The sequence below is a fragment of the Pontibacter pamirensis genome (assembly GCF_010015475.1).
Lineage (GTDB): Bacteria > Bacteroidota > Bacteroidia > Cytophagales > Hymenobacteraceae > Pontibacter > Pontibacter pamirensis.
The window spans coordinates 45,875-62,226 of record NZ_SSNI01000034.1 but is presented as its reverse complement, the minus strand read 5'-3'; the positions used below and the strand labels follow the sequence as shown (position 1 = coordinate 62,226).

The following is a 16,352-nucleotide window of genomic DNA, read 5'->3' as shown; positions in this document are numbered from 1 at the left end:
GAAGCGCTTTGACAGTTCCGCCAGGCTCTCCCGTTCTTTCAGTGCCTCTAGGACTACTTTGGCCTTGAAGACCGCGCTGAATTTCCTTCTTGTTCCTTTCATTGTTCCACTAAGTTAAATGTTATACATCAATTAAAGTAGTGGCCCTAAATCAAGGGAGTATTATACCAAATCTTCATTATTTATCTTTTACATGATGTGATAAATTGAATTGGCTAAACCAATCACATCATTTGATTCAAACCAACAAACTTATTCTCCTCCATTGATAATTTCCATTGGGCCGTTAACATTTGCAACTAGAACGGGAATTAATGCAGCTATATCTTACACAACAGTTAACTAAGACCTGCCATATATCCTCTAAAAGTATGGAGATAGAATACTACCATTACAGCAGTTGTACTACGTAAAAGATCAATGTGATAAAGCCTGTTTTCTGTTTTAGATAATTGAGATTTAATTAACATTCAAAAATCAATCAGCAGTAAAAACAAAACTTATGTGAGGCAGACAAGACCTAACTTGACAACTTGCTTAAAATGAATATGACGCACTATCATTGATTATCCGAATGAAATCGTAAAACACTTAAGACAAAATAGGTTTGCTAAGTATACTAATTATGAAACTGCCTAGATATAGACTATTCGATAGTAGGCAGAAGTAGGCAGAGCTTTTTTTCAAGATATAAAATTTTTTAAACTTCATGTTTAAGAAAAAATCTCAAATATTCTAATGCCGTATTTTGTATACTATACCTTTGGATAAATTCTTTCCTCTTATCTCGGATTTTGTTTTTGTATAAAGGTTTTAAGCTCTCAGCTGAAAATAATTTATAGTATTCCTCCACTTGATTTTTAATAGGGAAATAAACTGCTTCTTCACCCTCAAAAACAGCTAAATGTTCTTCTATAGGTGATAAAATTAAAGGTACGCCTGTACCCATAGCTTCTAAACCTGTCATTGGTAATCCTTCAACGCTTGAAGTGGAAATATAAAAATCAACTGAACTCATTAAATCTAGTATATCATTTCTTACTCCTAGCAACTTAACACGTCCTGAGTGTTTCATCTTAGAAACCTCTTCTGTGAGATGAGAAAGTACGACAGAATCCTTAGACGCACCGCAAATCAGCAAATATAGGCTTCCGCTGAATATCCTTTCATTCAACTTTTCAACAATATTGGGCAAAATGACTTGATTTTTGTTGAAATCGATTCTTCCCACATTTAATAGTATAGTAGCATCAGGAGGAATAGCATACTCCTGTGTTATCTGAGCTCTAATATTTTTAGTTTGCCGGATTAAAATGCCATTTAAGACTGTGGGACCATTTCCAAGTATTTTACATAAAGCTTGATTTGCAGTCTCAGAACAATATACTTTTGCAATCCTTTTCTTTATAAAAGAAAGTTTTAATAGAGCATTAGGGAGGCTAGCATTTATCAAAGTACTATGAATAGTTTGAACAAACTTCATTTTTTTTTTCAACAAAAAAGGAACAGAATAGTAGCCAGCTATATCCGAATGCAAATGAACAATGTCTGGCTTGAAATCTTTAATTAAATTTCTCAGTTCAAAAAATGGTTTGATAGATTTTGATCCAGGTTGTCGATTTAAAGATTTGACTGTGATCCCCATCCGATTCAATTCCAATATTTTAGTACTCTCACTTGTTTCTTGATGTAACCTATCAACCACTATTACTAAAACTTCTTGGCCTTGTCTTTTAAATTCTAGTGAAAGATCTTTTACCAAGGTTTCCGCTCCTCCTGAACCAAGATTAGCTATAAATTGAATAATACGCACCTTTTAGAAGTATTAACAAATATTAAAAAATGCAACCAGTTTATTGTACTGCTTTTGGGAGTTATGACTTTTATAAAAATAATTTATAATATTATTTTTAACCATTTCATATTCATCTCGATTATTAAGAAAATGTATTGCTTCTATTGCCTCATCAACAGTACTAAAAATCAAACCTAAATTTTCTTTTTTTATGATATCACTGGGATCAAAAGAAGAAATTATTGGTACTGCATTACACCATGCTTGCAGGAAAGTATTGGGAAAACCTTCAATCTCAGAAGTGCAAATAAATAACTTACACTTACTAAAAAGCAGGTTTGTCTCTTCCAAGGACTGTGCCCCTTTGAAAACTAAATTTGGAATTATTTTAGCAACTTGTTCACAAGAATTATATAAAAGCTTATCTAGGCCATCACCAACCATTATAAACTGCTGTTGGGGTAACCTTTTTGCCAATTCTAAAAACAACATAGGTCTTTTCAACTCTCTAAAATTGGCTACCCAAATAATCAGGTCCTCCTTGATCTTGTACTCATTACTTTGAGGCCAAACATTCGGTATTAATAGAGTCTTTGCTTTAGGATTTTGTTTATCTACTAAGGTTTTTTGCAAATGATTCTGTACAACTATATAGCTACATCTTATAAATCCTAAACGGTACAATTTTTTGTCCCACGGCCTCTGAATTAATTCTTGGCCATTTTGCACGTCTGAATCACTTGCTAACATATGAATTAGTTTAAACCTAAAAAGCTTAGAAGCAAGAGACAGCGCTAAAAGCTTTCTAGAAGCTCCTCTCGTAATTATAACTGTTGGCTTAACTTTCAACAAATATATAACGGTGAAAAAATTTTCAAAAAGGATATTCAAAATTTTCACTCTTCTATAGTACAGATACTTGGTTCCCATTAAAAAACTCTTATGCTTGTTTCGGTGGATTGTAAATGAATATACATCCCAATTATTCTCATGGAAAACCTTCGCCCATAACATTAATTGTACTGTTAGCCCTCCAACAAGTCCTCTACCAGCAATAACATCATCAATACCTGTAGTCCAAATTAAAATTCGTTTAGAATTCATAAAATGTTAATATTCAGCAAAGTGAAAGGAATTATTTTTTTCAGAGAGAATAAAACCTACGATTGCACCAAAAAGAATGAAGATAGGTGCGAATTCATATGTCCATGCAGCAGTATTTATAAACAAAACTCCCCCAAAACCTCCTGCGTATACAAGAATTTTATTACTAAGCTCCTTCTTACTTTTGTATAGTCGAAATAATTGGCTACCAATCCAGAAATAAAATAGGACGAAAAGTATTGAACCAAAGAGTCCACCTTCAGCCAACTGGACCATATACTCAGAATGAAGCACATATTCCAGAGGAGCCTCTTTAATAAAGTTTTTTAATCCTATACCAGTTATAGGATTTTCTGAAAAAAGTTGCCAGCCATAGTAGTAGTGCACGCCTCTATCTCCAAAATAGTCAAGGACGGTACCTGTTTGTAATGCCTTATGACTTTCAGTATCTTCTGTAGTCTTCGCAAGTCGCTCACCGATCTGGGTACTTTCAAGTAAATAAGAGGCGCTAAGATAAAATATAAGATATCCAAACCCTAAAACTACTGTTTTTTTAATGATACTTCCTTTCAATTTTGTTAAAAAAAATGCTATCATTAATATTGCTAATGCGGCAAAAGATTTCCTTGAAGCAGAGAGGATTATAACAGAAAAGGGGAGAACAGAGAGACTAAAACATAATAAAAAATTAATTTGCTTATGGACATATTTTAACAACAGAAAAAACACTAATATAAAAGAATAAATGCCAATCAAGTTTGCATTAAGTTTCCCATCCAACCTATCCACAAATAAGACATGTCCATCAAAAATCAAAGCAAGAGCTAAGTAACTTGTTAATGCCCCTATTACTGTATTAAATAATATTTTTTTTGATTTCAGATACAGTAGGTATGTAACACATAAAGCTAAGAAAGGAATGAAAAGAGAAAAGAAAAATATAGTTATAGAATCATGTGTACTTCCCTTATATATGGTATTATAAAAGCTATAAATTACCCATGCACCCCACCAAATTATGGGCTTTTGTTGTAAAACCTGGATAAATCTAAATCGGAGACTTTCATTTACAAATACTAGCCCCGTTAAAAGCATTAAGCTAACTCCAGCACCATCTACTCCTAATATGAAAATCTGGAAGGGGACCCAAATTATAATAACAAACAAATAAATATATTTGAGACTTAAATATTTTAACATTCATCTATTTGTTTATTTCCCTTATAACACATTCCACCATCCAATCATGAGGATTGAAACTCCCCCTAAAGAAAGTAAAATCTTTATTCCAGTAGCCTTTACAACTGTTGTAAGCCATACTAGCAAAGCCATAACTGATTTCAACTATCAACGGCTCACCTTGAGAATTCAAGACAAAATCATAAGCTAAACACTTTGATTTTAGTTTCTCAGAGGTTTCAAAAGCTATCCTCAAACATTCTAAATTGATGTCTTTGTCATCTAAATAATGAATTCTTCCACTTCCTGAAGCTCTAAAATCGTTTGGTCTTACATATCGTTCTATAGCAAAAGCATTATCTCCTATAACAATGATTCTAACATCTGATTTATTACCAGGAAGAAACTCTTGAAAATAAACATACCCTTTTTCATTCCTTAGTAAGGATAGGTCTGAGGAGGGAAACAGACCACGTTTTAGCCCTCTCAAAACTTCTAAAAAATTATTCAACAAGAAGGCTTTCTTATTTACCGACTCCTTCCAATAGTACCAACTATCGTATGCAGGAAAACCCCTTCCAAATGCTCTTTTTACTAAGCTTTTGGCTTGTTTTTTATTCTTCACTAACTTTACATTTCTTGAACCTGCACCTCCTGTTAATTTGAATACTTTGGGATAGGTTGTATTTTCAATCCAAATCAAAGCTTCTGACTTTTCATAGAAAGCGTAAGATGGTACGAAGGGAGTTCCTATACTTTCCAATAAATACTTTTGACCAACTTTATCATCGAAATGCCAAGCCGTATTAAAATTAGGAAAAGCAACTTTCCCTGCTTGTTCTATTGAGAAGAGCAGTTGCTTTGCGAATAGACGATCCTTATAGTTAGCATGATGATAATGCCACATTAAAGCATCGCAGTCTTCCACTTGATTTACTATATCAGTATCATAACAATTAACAAGTTTATAAGGAATTTTGTAGGACTGGCAGTAGGTAATCCATCTTTCCGAAAAACTTCCTTCGCTGTGGTGTATAGCTATTTTCATTCAATCTCTAGTGTTTTAATTATCTTAGCTGGATTTCCTTGAATAAGTGAATTTTTAGGGAAATTTCCCTTAACTACAGAACCAGCACTTACTATCGAGTTCATTCCTATGGTAGTTCCTTTTAAAATTATGGCATTCAACCCAATCCAAACATTAGCTCCAATACTAATTTCTTCCGGTTCATCTCTCCCTACTGTTCTGTTCGTAGAATAAATTTCATGACCGTTAGAATCAATTATATTCGTACCAGAAGCGATAACAGTATTTTCACCTATTTTAATTTTTTTTTGAGTGTGAATGTAACATCCATTTATTCTACAATTATTACCTATTTCACACTCTGCTCCATCTTTATCTATTAAAATTGTTGTTGAAAAAGGCATTCCAGCATGGTAACCTTTTTTGGTCGATCTTAAATAAACATTTTCCCCTAAGACTAATCTATTGCTTCCTAAAGAAATTTTGGTACTCAAATCTATGCGGACTCCTCGTTTAATATCAGCTTTAGGATTCATTAATATAATCCATTTAACCTTCAACTTTTCTAAAGATGAATAGAAGAGTGAACTAAAGTACTTTATCATTCTTGATAGACTTGTATTTCAAGAAAACGCCTAACCCCATAATTGATCGTGATAAAAATATATTCAAAGAAGCACCAATTATCCCCAAAAAATAGAGGAGAGGAAATGCAGTCAAAAAACCTATAACAGATATAAAGAGTGTATTTCGTAATACAACCTTATCCTGTCGTCGAACTATTAAATAATTTAGACCATAGATATCATACATTGATAATCCAATAATACTTAAACTAAGAAAAATGAGTATTAGAAGATCATATTTGTACTCTACATTCAAGTACAAAAAGATTAGTGGATGAAGTAATACAATCAATCCTGTTCCAACAAAAGTTACAGTAATACTAACCTTTTTATAAAAATCAAAAGCACTTCTTTTTTTATTTATAAGTGGGAAAAATACTCTCGAGAAAATTCCTAGTATAACTACAGCGATATCAATTATTTTCCTGATAGCAGCATAGACGCCTATAAGATAAGGGCTTACAAAAAATCCAAGTAAAAATGTACTAGAATTATTATAAAGGGTTGGTAAAAACTGATTGTAAAATATTGGAGAGTTGCCCATGATAGTTATCATCACTCTTTGCCAAGACAAAACTTTAAACTTTAATCTATATTTATTCAAGAGAACTACCTGTCCAATAATTCCTGAGATCAGTCCTCCAGCACTCGTTAGTAAAGGATAAATCCAATAATCACTGCTTTTGTGAATAAATAAAAATATACCTATGGTAAAGAGAATTTGAGCACTAATTTTGATAATGGTTATAAACTTCATTTTTTCAATACCATGAAAGAACCATTCCGGAAATAGAACATGCCCTAACAAAGTACTAGCACAAATAAAAAACACAGCTCTCTCCTCATAGAAAGGAGGATATATTAAAATAATAGCTGCGATTATAGCAAAAGAGACCATCAAGAAGAAAAATTTTATAGTCATTACTCTACTATAAATCAAACTAAGTGCCCTATGGCTATGCCTATGTAAAGAAACATCTCTTGTTGCTGTGATCATAAAGCTAAAATCTACTAGCGACATAAAGTAAGTAACTAAAGAAAGAGCAAGAGCAATGGTACCATAATTATTCAACCCTATTACTCTTATTATATAGGGAAAGGTAATTAAAGGTAAAACCATGCTTACGACTTGAATAGCCGACAACGAGAAAAAGTTCTCCAACAAAGTTTTATTCTCTTTCTTACCAAGTAAGTTCTTTAGCTTTTTCTTCAAAATTTTTGCACATTATAGATTTCTCCAATACCAGTCAACTGCTTCCTTAACCCCTTGCTCAATTTTATAAGTAGGTTCATATCTCAAAAGCCTTATGGCTTTTCGACTGAAGCCAAAGAATGTTGGATGTCTCCAGCACGTTCAAAACCGTGTTTTATTTCTACTTTCCTTATAGCCGAATCATATTTTGTTAATTACTGTGCTTTCATGATTCGTCAATTGTATCACGAATTTAGGAATTACTGCGGCATAAGCTCCATTTGGATTCTGCCTTCTGCCAAACACATTGAAACATCGCAGACCAATGGTCTCTAATCCATAAGCCTTTATACAAAATATCCACATATAGTTTATTTACATATTTTGTAGTATCACAAGGCGCTAGTGGCTATCCAATATTATTTTCAACTTTACGCAGAGTTTCAGAATCACCATATGTTGAAGAGCTAGCTGCATATATAACTAACCAACAAAAAAAACTTCATTGAACAAATGTTGATTTAGCCAAAACACTCTCTCCAGCACAGGCACGCACTCCTGTTCTGTTACACCAGAATATACAGTGAACTTATAGATGACAATGCCTCCCTTTTTCAGCACCTTTCCTACTGTTTCGCTTGCCTTGTACAGGGGCGTCAGGTCCGGTCGGTTGTGCTTGTCCACCGAGGTGTGCATCGTATTTACATAAAAGCTAGCCTCTTAAATTTCCTCTAGTTCAATGGTGCAGTACAGACCCTTACTGGTGCTGCAATCCTGTGTTACAACTTCCTGCAGGTACTCCTGCGACACTTCCAGTGTATGGTCATACCCAATAGCCAACTCAGCTACCCGTGCGCATTAATATCAAAACCAAATGTCTTATACTTCTTTGCAAATTCCACGGCTAGAGGTAAGCCTACATAGCCTAAGCCAATAACTGCTATTCTTGCGTATTTTACTTCTTTTGTACCACCTGACAGTATTCTTGTTATTATGAATTAAAAATTACGAATAATTAATTGTGAATAAAGTTCTTACACTAGAATAATTTAAGCACCTATACCCGCTCTGAGCTTCTTTCCCCAGGTCTTCTCCATAGTTTCTACATGTCCATAGCCATAACCATAACCATAACCGTAACCGTAGCTATTCCCCATTGAGGCATCATTTAGCACGATCATCGGATACTGAAGCTTGTTATGCTTATACACATCATCAATGATATCTAATTGTGACTTGTGTGTATAGCCGTACCGCAAAATATAAATACTGGAATCGATGTGAGGAGCCAGTGTAAAGGCATCTGCCACCTGTCCCACCGGTGCAGTATCAATGATGATATGGTCAAAGTTTTCTTTTAAGAGCTGAAGCAATTGCCCTACTTTAGGGCTCATCATTAATTCAGCCGGGTTTGGCGGAACAGGACCGGAACCAACGGCATACAAACCTGGTACATCTGGAGAAGGCTTTACGATATCATCGACAGACACTTTATCTGATATCAGGTAATTTGTTATTCCTGGTCCCTCCGGAACACCTAACTCCTGCAGCAATCTTGGCCTCCGGAGGTCGAACCCTAATACCACCACTTTCTTACCCGTTATTACTAAACTCGCCCCCATGTTGATACTAAAGAAAGTTTTGCCCTCCCCGCTCATACTGGAGGTAACCAGTATCACCTTGTTTTCTTTGCCTGCCGTCGCAAACTGGAGATTCGTACGTACAAGCCGGAACATTTCAGCAACAGGACTTCTGTTGTCATGAGTTACAGCAACGACATCATCAGCTCTATGATGAGCGATTTCACCCAAAATTGGAGTTTTAGTTGCGCGCTCAACCTCTTTCTTTTCCTGTATCTTATCATTCAAAAGATCCCGCACAAAAATCCAGGCAAAAGGGAGCCCTAAGCCCATCATCAAACTCAGCAGGTAAACCAGCATCTTTTTTGGTTTCACCGGTTCATCTTCCACCATGGCAGGGTCTAACACGCGAGAGTTAGACACAGCTGCCGCCAGTGATACGGCAGACTCTTCCCGTTTCTGCAGGAGGTATAGGTAGAGTCCCTGCTTGATGCCCTGTTGGCGCTGTATTTCAAGCAGTTCCCGCTCAATTAGAGGCACCTGCTGTATCCTCGATTCAAAAGAAGCCATGCTGGTCTTTAAATTATCACGTGTAATCACAAGGCCCCTTTTGATATTCTGCAGGTTCTCCAGGATATTCACCTGCAGGTTCGCCAACTGATCGTTGATGTTCTGTATGAGCAGATTATTAGCCTGAGTCGTGCGCAGCATGCGCTCGCGCTCCAGTTGCAGTTCATTGAACTTTGTAATCAGACCCAGTAAGGTGAGGTCCTGAATACTGAGTGTGCTGGGCACCAGTTGATATTGCTGTCCTTTTTCACGCAGGTATTTTTCGATGGAATTCAGCACTTCCAGTTGTATTTCAAATTCCGCCAGTTGCTTGTTATACTCGCTCGCTCTTTCTACAAACATTTTAGCCTCTGAACTCACATCTGTCAGCTCATTCTGCCGCTTATAAGCTTCCACGTCTTTCTCAACATCTGATAGCTCTGTTGTCAGGAATGTCAGGCGTTCGTCTATGAATTGGATGGTATTAGAGGCGACTAGATTCTTGTCTTCTACGGCCTCTTTATTATATACTTCTACCAACTTATTTATGATATCCTTACCTTTTTCCCGTACAGGCTCTACCAAGCTAATCATCAGCACACTGGCATTTTTATTTACCGGTTCAATACCTAATCTACTATTATAAGCGTTAGCCAGTCTTCGAATATCATTAAACTGCACAATGACATCGTTTGGCTTTTCTAGAGACGAACCCCCAGCAGCCGCTACTACGGTAAAAACACCGTAAGGCTTCTGGATTTCCTGCCCGAACTGGTGCGCAGATACAACTGGTTCTCCTGCTTCATTTTCCTCTTCTAGTTCAAAGCTGTTGTTGTCTTTTACATGCAGCACAATACTTTTTCTGTAAGCAGCAGAATCCAGTTTGGACACAATAACCTTTAATGGCAGCTCTTTGCCATATAATTCTACATCACGCACATTGCCCGGCTTGAAATAGCTCGTCTGCAAAGAAAGCTCTGTCAGCACGCGCTGCATTAGACTAACGGCAGTCAGCACTTCTATTTCATTGTCAATGTTTTTAGTGGACTTAAACATATCCAGCTCACTAAAAGCTGAATTCCCTAATAAGTCTCCACCTTTTTTATCATCCCTTATCAGCACCTTACTTTTGATACTATACTGTGGTGTGGTATAGCGCAGGTACAGAAAAGCCACACCCAAGCCAAGCACCGCACCTATCAGGAACAAATACCAATAGCGCAGGTACTTAAATAGTAGTGCTTTTAAATCAACTTCCTCTGACGCTTCCGGCTGAAACTGGAATAATCCTTTCTCTGTCATGGCTTCTTGGTATTAAAATAATCTTGTAGCGATTACTATCAGCACTGAAGTGACTGAAGCGATAATGGACAGGGTGCGGGTGTTGGCACTTGCCTGTACTTCTTTCATGCGGTCTGGTTCTACATACACCACATCATTTTGCTGCAGATAGAAGTAGGGAGAACTTAACACATCTTTATTGTTCAGGTTCAGGCGCGTCATTTTGCGCACCCCGTTCTCTTCACGTATCACCAGTACGTTCTCTCTTTTGCCGAAGGCTGTCATATCCCCCGCCATACCCAAGGCTTCAATGATGTTGATGCGTTCAGAAGGAATGGTGAAGGTAGAAGGGCGGTTCACCTCGCCTACCACCGTTACCTTATAGTTGAGAAAGCGTACGTTTACGATAGGCTGCTTTAGGTGCTCCTCTAGCTGCGCGGTAAATTGTTGTGTAACCTGAGCTTTGGTAAGTCCAGCTACGTGCACCTTCCCCAGGATGGGGTAATTTATATTGCCTTCTTTATCCACGAGATAGCCTTCCTTTGCCACACTGCTGCCCGCACTGCTCGTCATGCTAAAATTGGTGATGCTGCTTACGGTGTGCACCTCTCCCGTATTGAATAAGGCACTGGCCTCCGGGTTCAGGCTGGTGACTGTCACACTGAGCAGGTCGTAGGACTGTATCTTGGGCTCCGTGTCGTTCACGATCTTCTCCTCGTAGTCCGTCTGCTCCTGCACATCGCTAAAATAAGCCAGGTTCCGCGGGGAACATGAAGCCAGCAGCAGCAGGCCCAAGAGGTAAAAAAGCTTAATTTTCATTATATATATAAAATACTATTCTTACTTACACAAACTCCCCACAGATTTCACGCAACCTTTTAGCAGCGAACGCGTAGCAGGATGCTTTTGCAAATGTGTAGAAATAGTTTTTTAAAACATATATAGTTGCACAAAAATTTTTAGAGGAGTACAAAAATAGTCTGAATGAGTGAGCCATCACAGGTACCATGCAGAAATAGTGCAACTATGTTAAAAGTGCAAAATAGCGTACTTATGGGCTATGTGCGATTCTTGTGACGCAGTATGGAGAGATTTTCTACGTTTTCCTTCACTGGATTCTTTTTTCGGAAAGGAAAAAGAAAACCGTTTGTTGGTTTAGTAACTGATGCTACGCAAGCGCCATGTTGTTCCCCTTTGAAGGGGGTGAGGGGGATGAGAGGCCTTTGGAAGTGCGGTCAGCCTTCTTTTATTTGAAAGCAGCTTCAGATTGTATCTTGTATAATTGTTCGCTGATGTAAATCATCCCCCTACCCCCTTCAAAGGGGGACTTTTTGTTGAATTTTTACTTTTTCTCCGTCTGTGCCTAGCTATGCAGCACCAGCTTCTCTTCGCATTTACCTCACAGCGTCTCCCAGACCTCTGAGCGTCTTAGTAGCTACGCAGCAAGAGGAATTGGCACCAGACGCTCGCAGGAGCTGCGCACGCTGCGAGGTCTTTTGAGCAGCTGGTTTATTCTTTGGCAGCTTGTATGGAGATTTTGTGTCCAATTTCGGCACTAAGGGAATAAATAGCATGTTCAGTAGCAGAAACAAGCATAAAAATAATTTAAATTCATGCCTTCTATATAGGCTCATACTGCCCTGGAAACCACCTCAAAATATATCATCATAAAGTACAAATAGAACACAAACGCATTTTACTTTTATTTCTGAATTTGCGTACATTGGGGGTATGTCAGTTAAAACCATCGATCCACAGCAGGTGCAGGCGTCGGAACTTTATGCGCTTATGTCGGGGGCCGTGGCGCCCCGGCCTATTGCCTTTGCCAGCACCACCGATACAGCGGGCAATGTCAACCTCAGCCCGTTCAGCTTTTTTAATTTGTTCAGCTCTAAGCCCCCTCTCCTGGTGTTCTCGCCGCTGAGCCGGATGCGCGACAACAGCAGCAAGCATACCCTGGAGAATGTGTTAGCCACCAAAGAAGTCGTCATCAACATTGGCAACTACGATATGGTGGAGCAAATGTCGCTGGCCAGCACGGAGTATGAACTGGAAATAAATGAATTTATAAAAGCAGGTCTGACACCAGTTGCATCCCTACGGGTAAAGCCACCGCGTGTGCAGGAAGCTCCTGTTGCTTTTGAGTGCAAGGTGACCGATGTGATAAAGCTCGGCACAGAAGGCGGTGCCGGTAACTTGGTGCTTTGCGAGGTGTTGCTGATGCACGTGCACGAAAACATTTTAGATGAGAACGGAAAAATTGACTCAATCAAGTTAAACGCTGTTGCCCGCATGGGTGGAGACGATTACCTTCATGCCATCCCGGAAGCTATCTTTAAGCTGCCAAAGCCCAGCCGAAACAAAGGCATGGGCGTAGACCAACTCCCGGGCTTTATCCGCAACAGCAGCATCCTGAACGGCAATAATTTGGGCCGCTTGGGCAATACAGCGGAAATGCCCACAGACGAAGAAGTCGCAGCTTTCAAGTCTGACCCGCTGGTGTCGTATATCCTGACGAAGTACCAGCACGACCCTGCGACTCAACGAAAAGAGTTGGAACTGCTCGGCAAGAAGCTGCTGGAAGACAACCAGGTCACACAGGCCTGGAAGGTGCTGTTGCTAATGGGGAAGTAAGTAGACTGAACATTTCCATGCTTCTCCGTACGGGCATGTCTCGACCTGTCCCCGCATTAGCCTGCAAATGAAACAGGAGTGGCTGACTTTACAACAAATGCTTCTCTTTCAATCCTTAAACCCTAAGAATGGGTATACTTCAAGAGAAGGTGCGGTTATGTTTCTCCTTAGGCAGGCATCAGGACTTTGTGAGGATACTCTTCTTCCCTGTTGTACTGCCCGGTCATATGGTGAAGGCTATTCAATCTTTTGAGAGGTGTGGTAGGGACTATGATAAGGAGACAGCGAAACGTTACCCGACGCCCGGAGGGATATACAATGTTAACAAAACGGCTCCCCTGCAATCCACAACGATAGCTGCCTTCAAGAATTCTCCCATTTATCACCAGAACCCCACTTCAATGGCGTTTTTTTCAAAGACGTTGAAGAACAAAGCAAGGAGGGCACCAAAAAGCACCCTTTTTACATTCATTAACATGGTGGTCCAGAGGCAACAGGCTATTATTTGAAGACAGTATCAAAATCAGTTTGTGCTGGTAACTGGCTAACTGGTTCGGAGCCTTGAAGAGGATAGATTTATTATACTGTTTACCTCAAGTTGCGATATGAACATTTCACTGTTTCACTACCGTTGAAGACCCAGCCCTGCCCCCAATGTCGCTAACTTAAGGGGAAACAGTAGCTATACTGTCATTTCGAAAATTCTTGAGGCGCGAGCCGAAAAGAGTCAGCGAAGCAGTGAGAAATCTGAAATGTAGCAGGGCCATGAAATAACCCAGATTTCTCACAGCGTTCGAAATGACAAAATAATGCTTAAGTTGACAGTATTACCCCTTGCCCCTCCCAAGAGGGGAATTTCGACGTGGAAGAAAGATTCCCCTCCTCGGAGGGGCTAGGGGTGGGTTCATTTCAGACGCGGACAATAAATCGCAACCTAAATTATTTAATTGTTAAACTGCTGTATTTGGCTCTCAGATCTCAAATAACGTCATACTTCTCACGTTGATTGACTTAAAGTCGTTGATTGACTAAAAGTTACATGATAAATTGATATAGCATGGGAGTAGCTTATTTTTTGATCCTGTACATGTTGTGCTTGCTTGTTCCAATTCGCCTGGAAAGACCAATGAAAAGGTTGGGGTGGAGTAAAGTGTTAAGGGGGTTTATACAAGTAGCCTTAGGTTTAGCCATACTAGTGATAGGATTTGCTGCTTCCATTTATGCTTACTCCCAGGGTTGACTGCAGACCTTCATTAGGCAGCCTTATAAAAGTAAATCAAGTCGCGATCAATGTTTTTGCAGCTGAAATGAACCCACCCCTAACTCCTCCGGGGAGGGGAATCTTTTTATCAAGCCGAGTTCCCCTTTTGGGAAAGGTGGAGTTGGGTCTTCAATGGTGATGAAATCTGCACATCACAACTGATGATTGTTATTCCCTTGTGGCCATCGCTGGGACAGATGATTTGTCCTATTAATTTATTTCTTCTGAATCGGCAGCTTGTTCAAGTACCCCTTCAAATTCACCTGCTACAAGATCATCCTTACTCAACCAATAGTCGGAAGTTAAAATTTTATATTCTCTCTTGTTAATAGCCTCTAGCTCCCATAAAATGTTTTCTGCTTCCGGAAAAGGTTTGCTACCGGCCATTTGCTCGCTAAAAAGCCGCTTGATCAGGTTGCTGTCAGCTAATCCTTTATCCAGTAAATGCAGTATGTTTTCTTTTGTAAAATCGTGTTCTTCCGCTTGGTCTAAGGGCTTGATAGAAAGACTTATTTGCGTGGCTTTGGCATTAGGAAATTTACCATTGAAGGCTTTATACAAAAGCTGATTGATATGGAACAACGGGGCATGCAAACTTATATCGGGGTACTCTTCCGAAATTTTATCCAGTAACATATCGTTGGAGATTTGACTTATTTGTCCCTCATTGATTTTGTCGGCGAGTTTATACTCCAGAATAATTGCGGCTGCTTCATTGGGTTCATAATCGGTAATAGCCATTAAAAGTAATTCTTCCAGGGTATCTTTGGGCGCTTTTTCGGCATCCGGGTAATTAAACTTTAAAAGTAAATTTACATAATCCTCGTCTGACCAATATTCCGAAACGGATTCTATGGTATTTGCGCTGTTAATTGTTATAGTATATTTCATGATTGTAGATTATTTAAAAGGCAGGTTTCACGCACTGTTCTGCGGAACGGTCTGGGCCGATGATATTAGCATTGATAACAAAAGTGAATAGCTTCGATACCAGGCTGGTCAATTCTGTTAATGAACAGAAATTTATGAAAACACCCAGGCATTTTATCTAACTTGGTATAATAAAGAAAGCTACTTCAACTATTTTGAAGCAGCTTTCTTCTTAAAAATTTAGGTGCTTAATTAAATTTTTGGGCAATATACTCCACTAGTTTTTCGTCGTCCATTTTGTTCGAAGTGCTTTCGTTTGTGACTGTGTTTTTAAACTGGGCAGTTTGGGACAAAAAATTTATAAATTGTTCCTGCGAAATACCCGTACCGGTTACGTGTACTTCTTCAGCATTCTGCAGGTGCGTGGTTATTTCCTTAAAAAATTTCTGCTGCAACGTTTGTTCGGCATTGTTGCTAGCGTTTTCGTTCGAGTTGCTTCCCGGGCCATCATTATTAGCCTCGGCCAAAATAACAAAATCCCCGTTGTCCACTAATTCTCTGCCTACTATAATGGCATGGTTCGAATCTAGCCACACACCGAATTGCTTTTTGTTTTTTCCTGACATTTAGTTATTCATAAGTATATTACTCTTAACGTGTAACTTACAGAAGCAAACGGAATTGCTAACTTTAATTTATTGATAGTGATAACAGTTTTTGCTCCTTGTCGGTTAAAAACATCCATGCTCGAGTGTTTGCGTTTAATTCCTTGCTATACCAGCATCCTCACGTCCGATGAAGGCGGCAGCACAAGGAAGGTCCACCAGCTGAAACCAAGGTACAGGCTGCACAGATATATCTTGTCTGATATAGTTTGAGACGAAACCTACTAAAATGTAAACAATAATTAAGATGAAGTGAGGTTGCGGTATATGAAAGGCAGGACGAGGTAAGAGGTGTAAACTTAAGTAAGGGTGAAGCATCAAAAAATTATCATCCTATATCAGGAGGAGACACTTGCCTGCAACCACCGTTTTATCGACATGGAAACAAATCCTCTCCATCTCATCTATGTTTTTTATAAATGAGATACAGGCAATACGCATAATTCAGGAAGGGAAAAGAAGAAAATATATGATATTCAGAAACATTTTTTCTGAATATCATACACGTTATGTAATACTATATCAAAACTTACCTCAACATTGGTTCGCTTATCGTTTGTTATCCAGGGGTCAGGGGACCTGATGCAGC

At 38.7% G+C, this 16,352-nt stretch carries 14 protein-coding genes; 2 read left to right on the top strand and 12 right to left on the bottom strand.

The genetic code is table 11. The features are described from left to right. Positions 1 to 700: 700 nt before the first annotated feature. The 10 genes from E1919_RS21250 to E1919_RS21205 all read right to left on the bottom strand — a co-directional run bounded on the left by E1919_RS21250 (position 701) and on the right by E1919_RS21205 (position 11,152). A complete protein-coding gene (locus tag E1919_RS21250) occupies positions 701 to 1,813 on the bottom strand; it encodes a glycosyltransferase family 4 protein (protein WP_162055435.1) in 1,113 nt (370 codons plus the stop codon). Positions 1,814 to 1,825: 12 nt separating this feature from the next. Continuing rightward, positions 1,826 to 2,899, bottom strand: coding sequence for a glycosyltransferase family 4 protein (locus tag E1919_RS21245; RefSeq protein WP_162055434.1), 1,074 nt, complete (start codon positions 2,897 to 2,899; stop codon positions 1,826 to 1,828). Positions 2,900 to 2,905: 6 nt separating this feature from the next. After that, positions 2,906 to 4,099: an O-antigen ligase family protein gene (locus E1919_RS21240; RefSeq protein WP_162055433.1), complete on the bottom strand. Its 1,194-nt coding sequence runs from the start codon at positions 4,097 to 4,099 to the stop codon at positions 2,906 to 2,908. 4 nt (positions 4,100 to 4,103) lie between these two features. Beyond that, positions 4,104 to 5,126 carry an ATP-grasp domain-containing protein gene (locus E1919_RS21235; RefSeq protein ID WP_162055432.1) on the bottom strand — a complete coding sequence of 341 codons (1,023 nt, stop codon included), beginning with the start codon at positions 5,124 to 5,126 and terminating at the stop codon, positions 4,104 to 4,106. Further along, entirely contained in the window at positions 5,123 to 5,710 is a 588-nt protein-coding gene (locus tag E1919_RS21230; RefSeq protein ID WP_162055431.1) for an acyltransferase, read from the bottom strand. Before E1919_RS21230 ends, E1919_RS21235 begins: the two co-directional genes overlap by 4 nt. Further along, positions 5,694 to 6,944, bottom strand: a complete 1,251-nt coding sequence (locus E1919_RS21225; RefSeq protein ID WP_202915962.1) for an oligosaccharide flippase family protein — start codon at positions 6,942 to 6,944, stop codon at positions 5,694 to 5,696. The genes E1919_RS21230 and E1919_RS21225 overlap by 17 nt, the downstream gene beginning before the upstream one ends. A 180-nt stretch (positions 6,945 to 7,124) precedes the next feature. Continuing rightward, on the bottom strand, positions 7,125 to 7,289 hold the full coding sequence (locus E1919_RS28070; RefSeq protein ID WP_317168253.1) for an NAD-dependent epimerase/dehydratase family protein: 165 nt from the start codon (positions 7,287 to 7,289) through the stop codon (positions 7,125 to 7,127). A 117-nt stretch (positions 7,290 to 7,406) separates the two neighbouring features. Continuing rightward, positions 7,407 to 7,619, bottom strand: a complete 213-nt coding sequence (locus E1919_RS27705) for a hypothetical protein (RefSeq protein ID WP_237144729.1) — start codon at positions 7,617 to 7,619, stop codon at positions 7,407 to 7,409. Positions 7,620 to 7,972: 353 nt separating this feature from the next. Then, positions 7,973 to 10,354, bottom strand: coding sequence for a GumC family protein (locus tag E1919_RS21210; RefSeq protein WP_162055430.1), 2,382 nt, complete (start codon positions 10,352 to 10,354; stop codon positions 7,973 to 7,975). Positions 10,355 to 10,366: 12 nt separating this feature from the next. Continuing rightward, entirely contained in the window at positions 10,367 to 11,152 is a 786-nt protein-coding gene (locus E1919_RS21205) for a polysaccharide biosynthesis/export family protein (RefSeq protein ID WP_162055429.1), read from the bottom strand. A gap of 912 nt (positions 11,153 to 12,064) precedes the next feature. Between E1919_RS21205 and E1919_RS21200 the strand changes: the two genes are divergently transcribed. Further along, positions 12,065 to 12,967, top strand: coding sequence for a flavin reductase family protein (locus E1919_RS21200; protein WP_162055428.1), 903 nt, complete (start codon positions 12,065 to 12,067; stop codon positions 12,965 to 12,967). Positions 12,968 to 13,095: 128 nt separating this feature from the next. Further along, positions 13,096 to 13,476 (top strand): hypothetical protein, encoded by a 381-nt coding sequence (locus tag E1919_RS21195; protein ID WP_162055427.1) that lies wholly within the window; start codon positions 13,096 to 13,098, stop codon positions 13,474 to 13,476. Between the two features lie 962 nt (positions 13,477 to 14,438). Here the strand turns inward: E1919_RS21195 and E1919_RS21190 are convergent. Then, entirely contained in the window at positions 14,439 to 15,119 is a 681-nt protein-coding gene (locus E1919_RS21190; protein ID WP_162055426.1) for a hypothetical protein, read from the bottom strand. A gap of 227 nt (positions 15,120 to 15,346) precedes the next feature. After that, a complete protein-coding gene (locus E1919_RS21185) occupies positions 15,347 to 15,694 on the bottom strand; it encodes a hypothetical protein (protein WP_237144727.1) in 348 nt (115 codons plus the stop codon). Positions 15,695 to 16,352 lie beyond the last annotated feature (658 nt).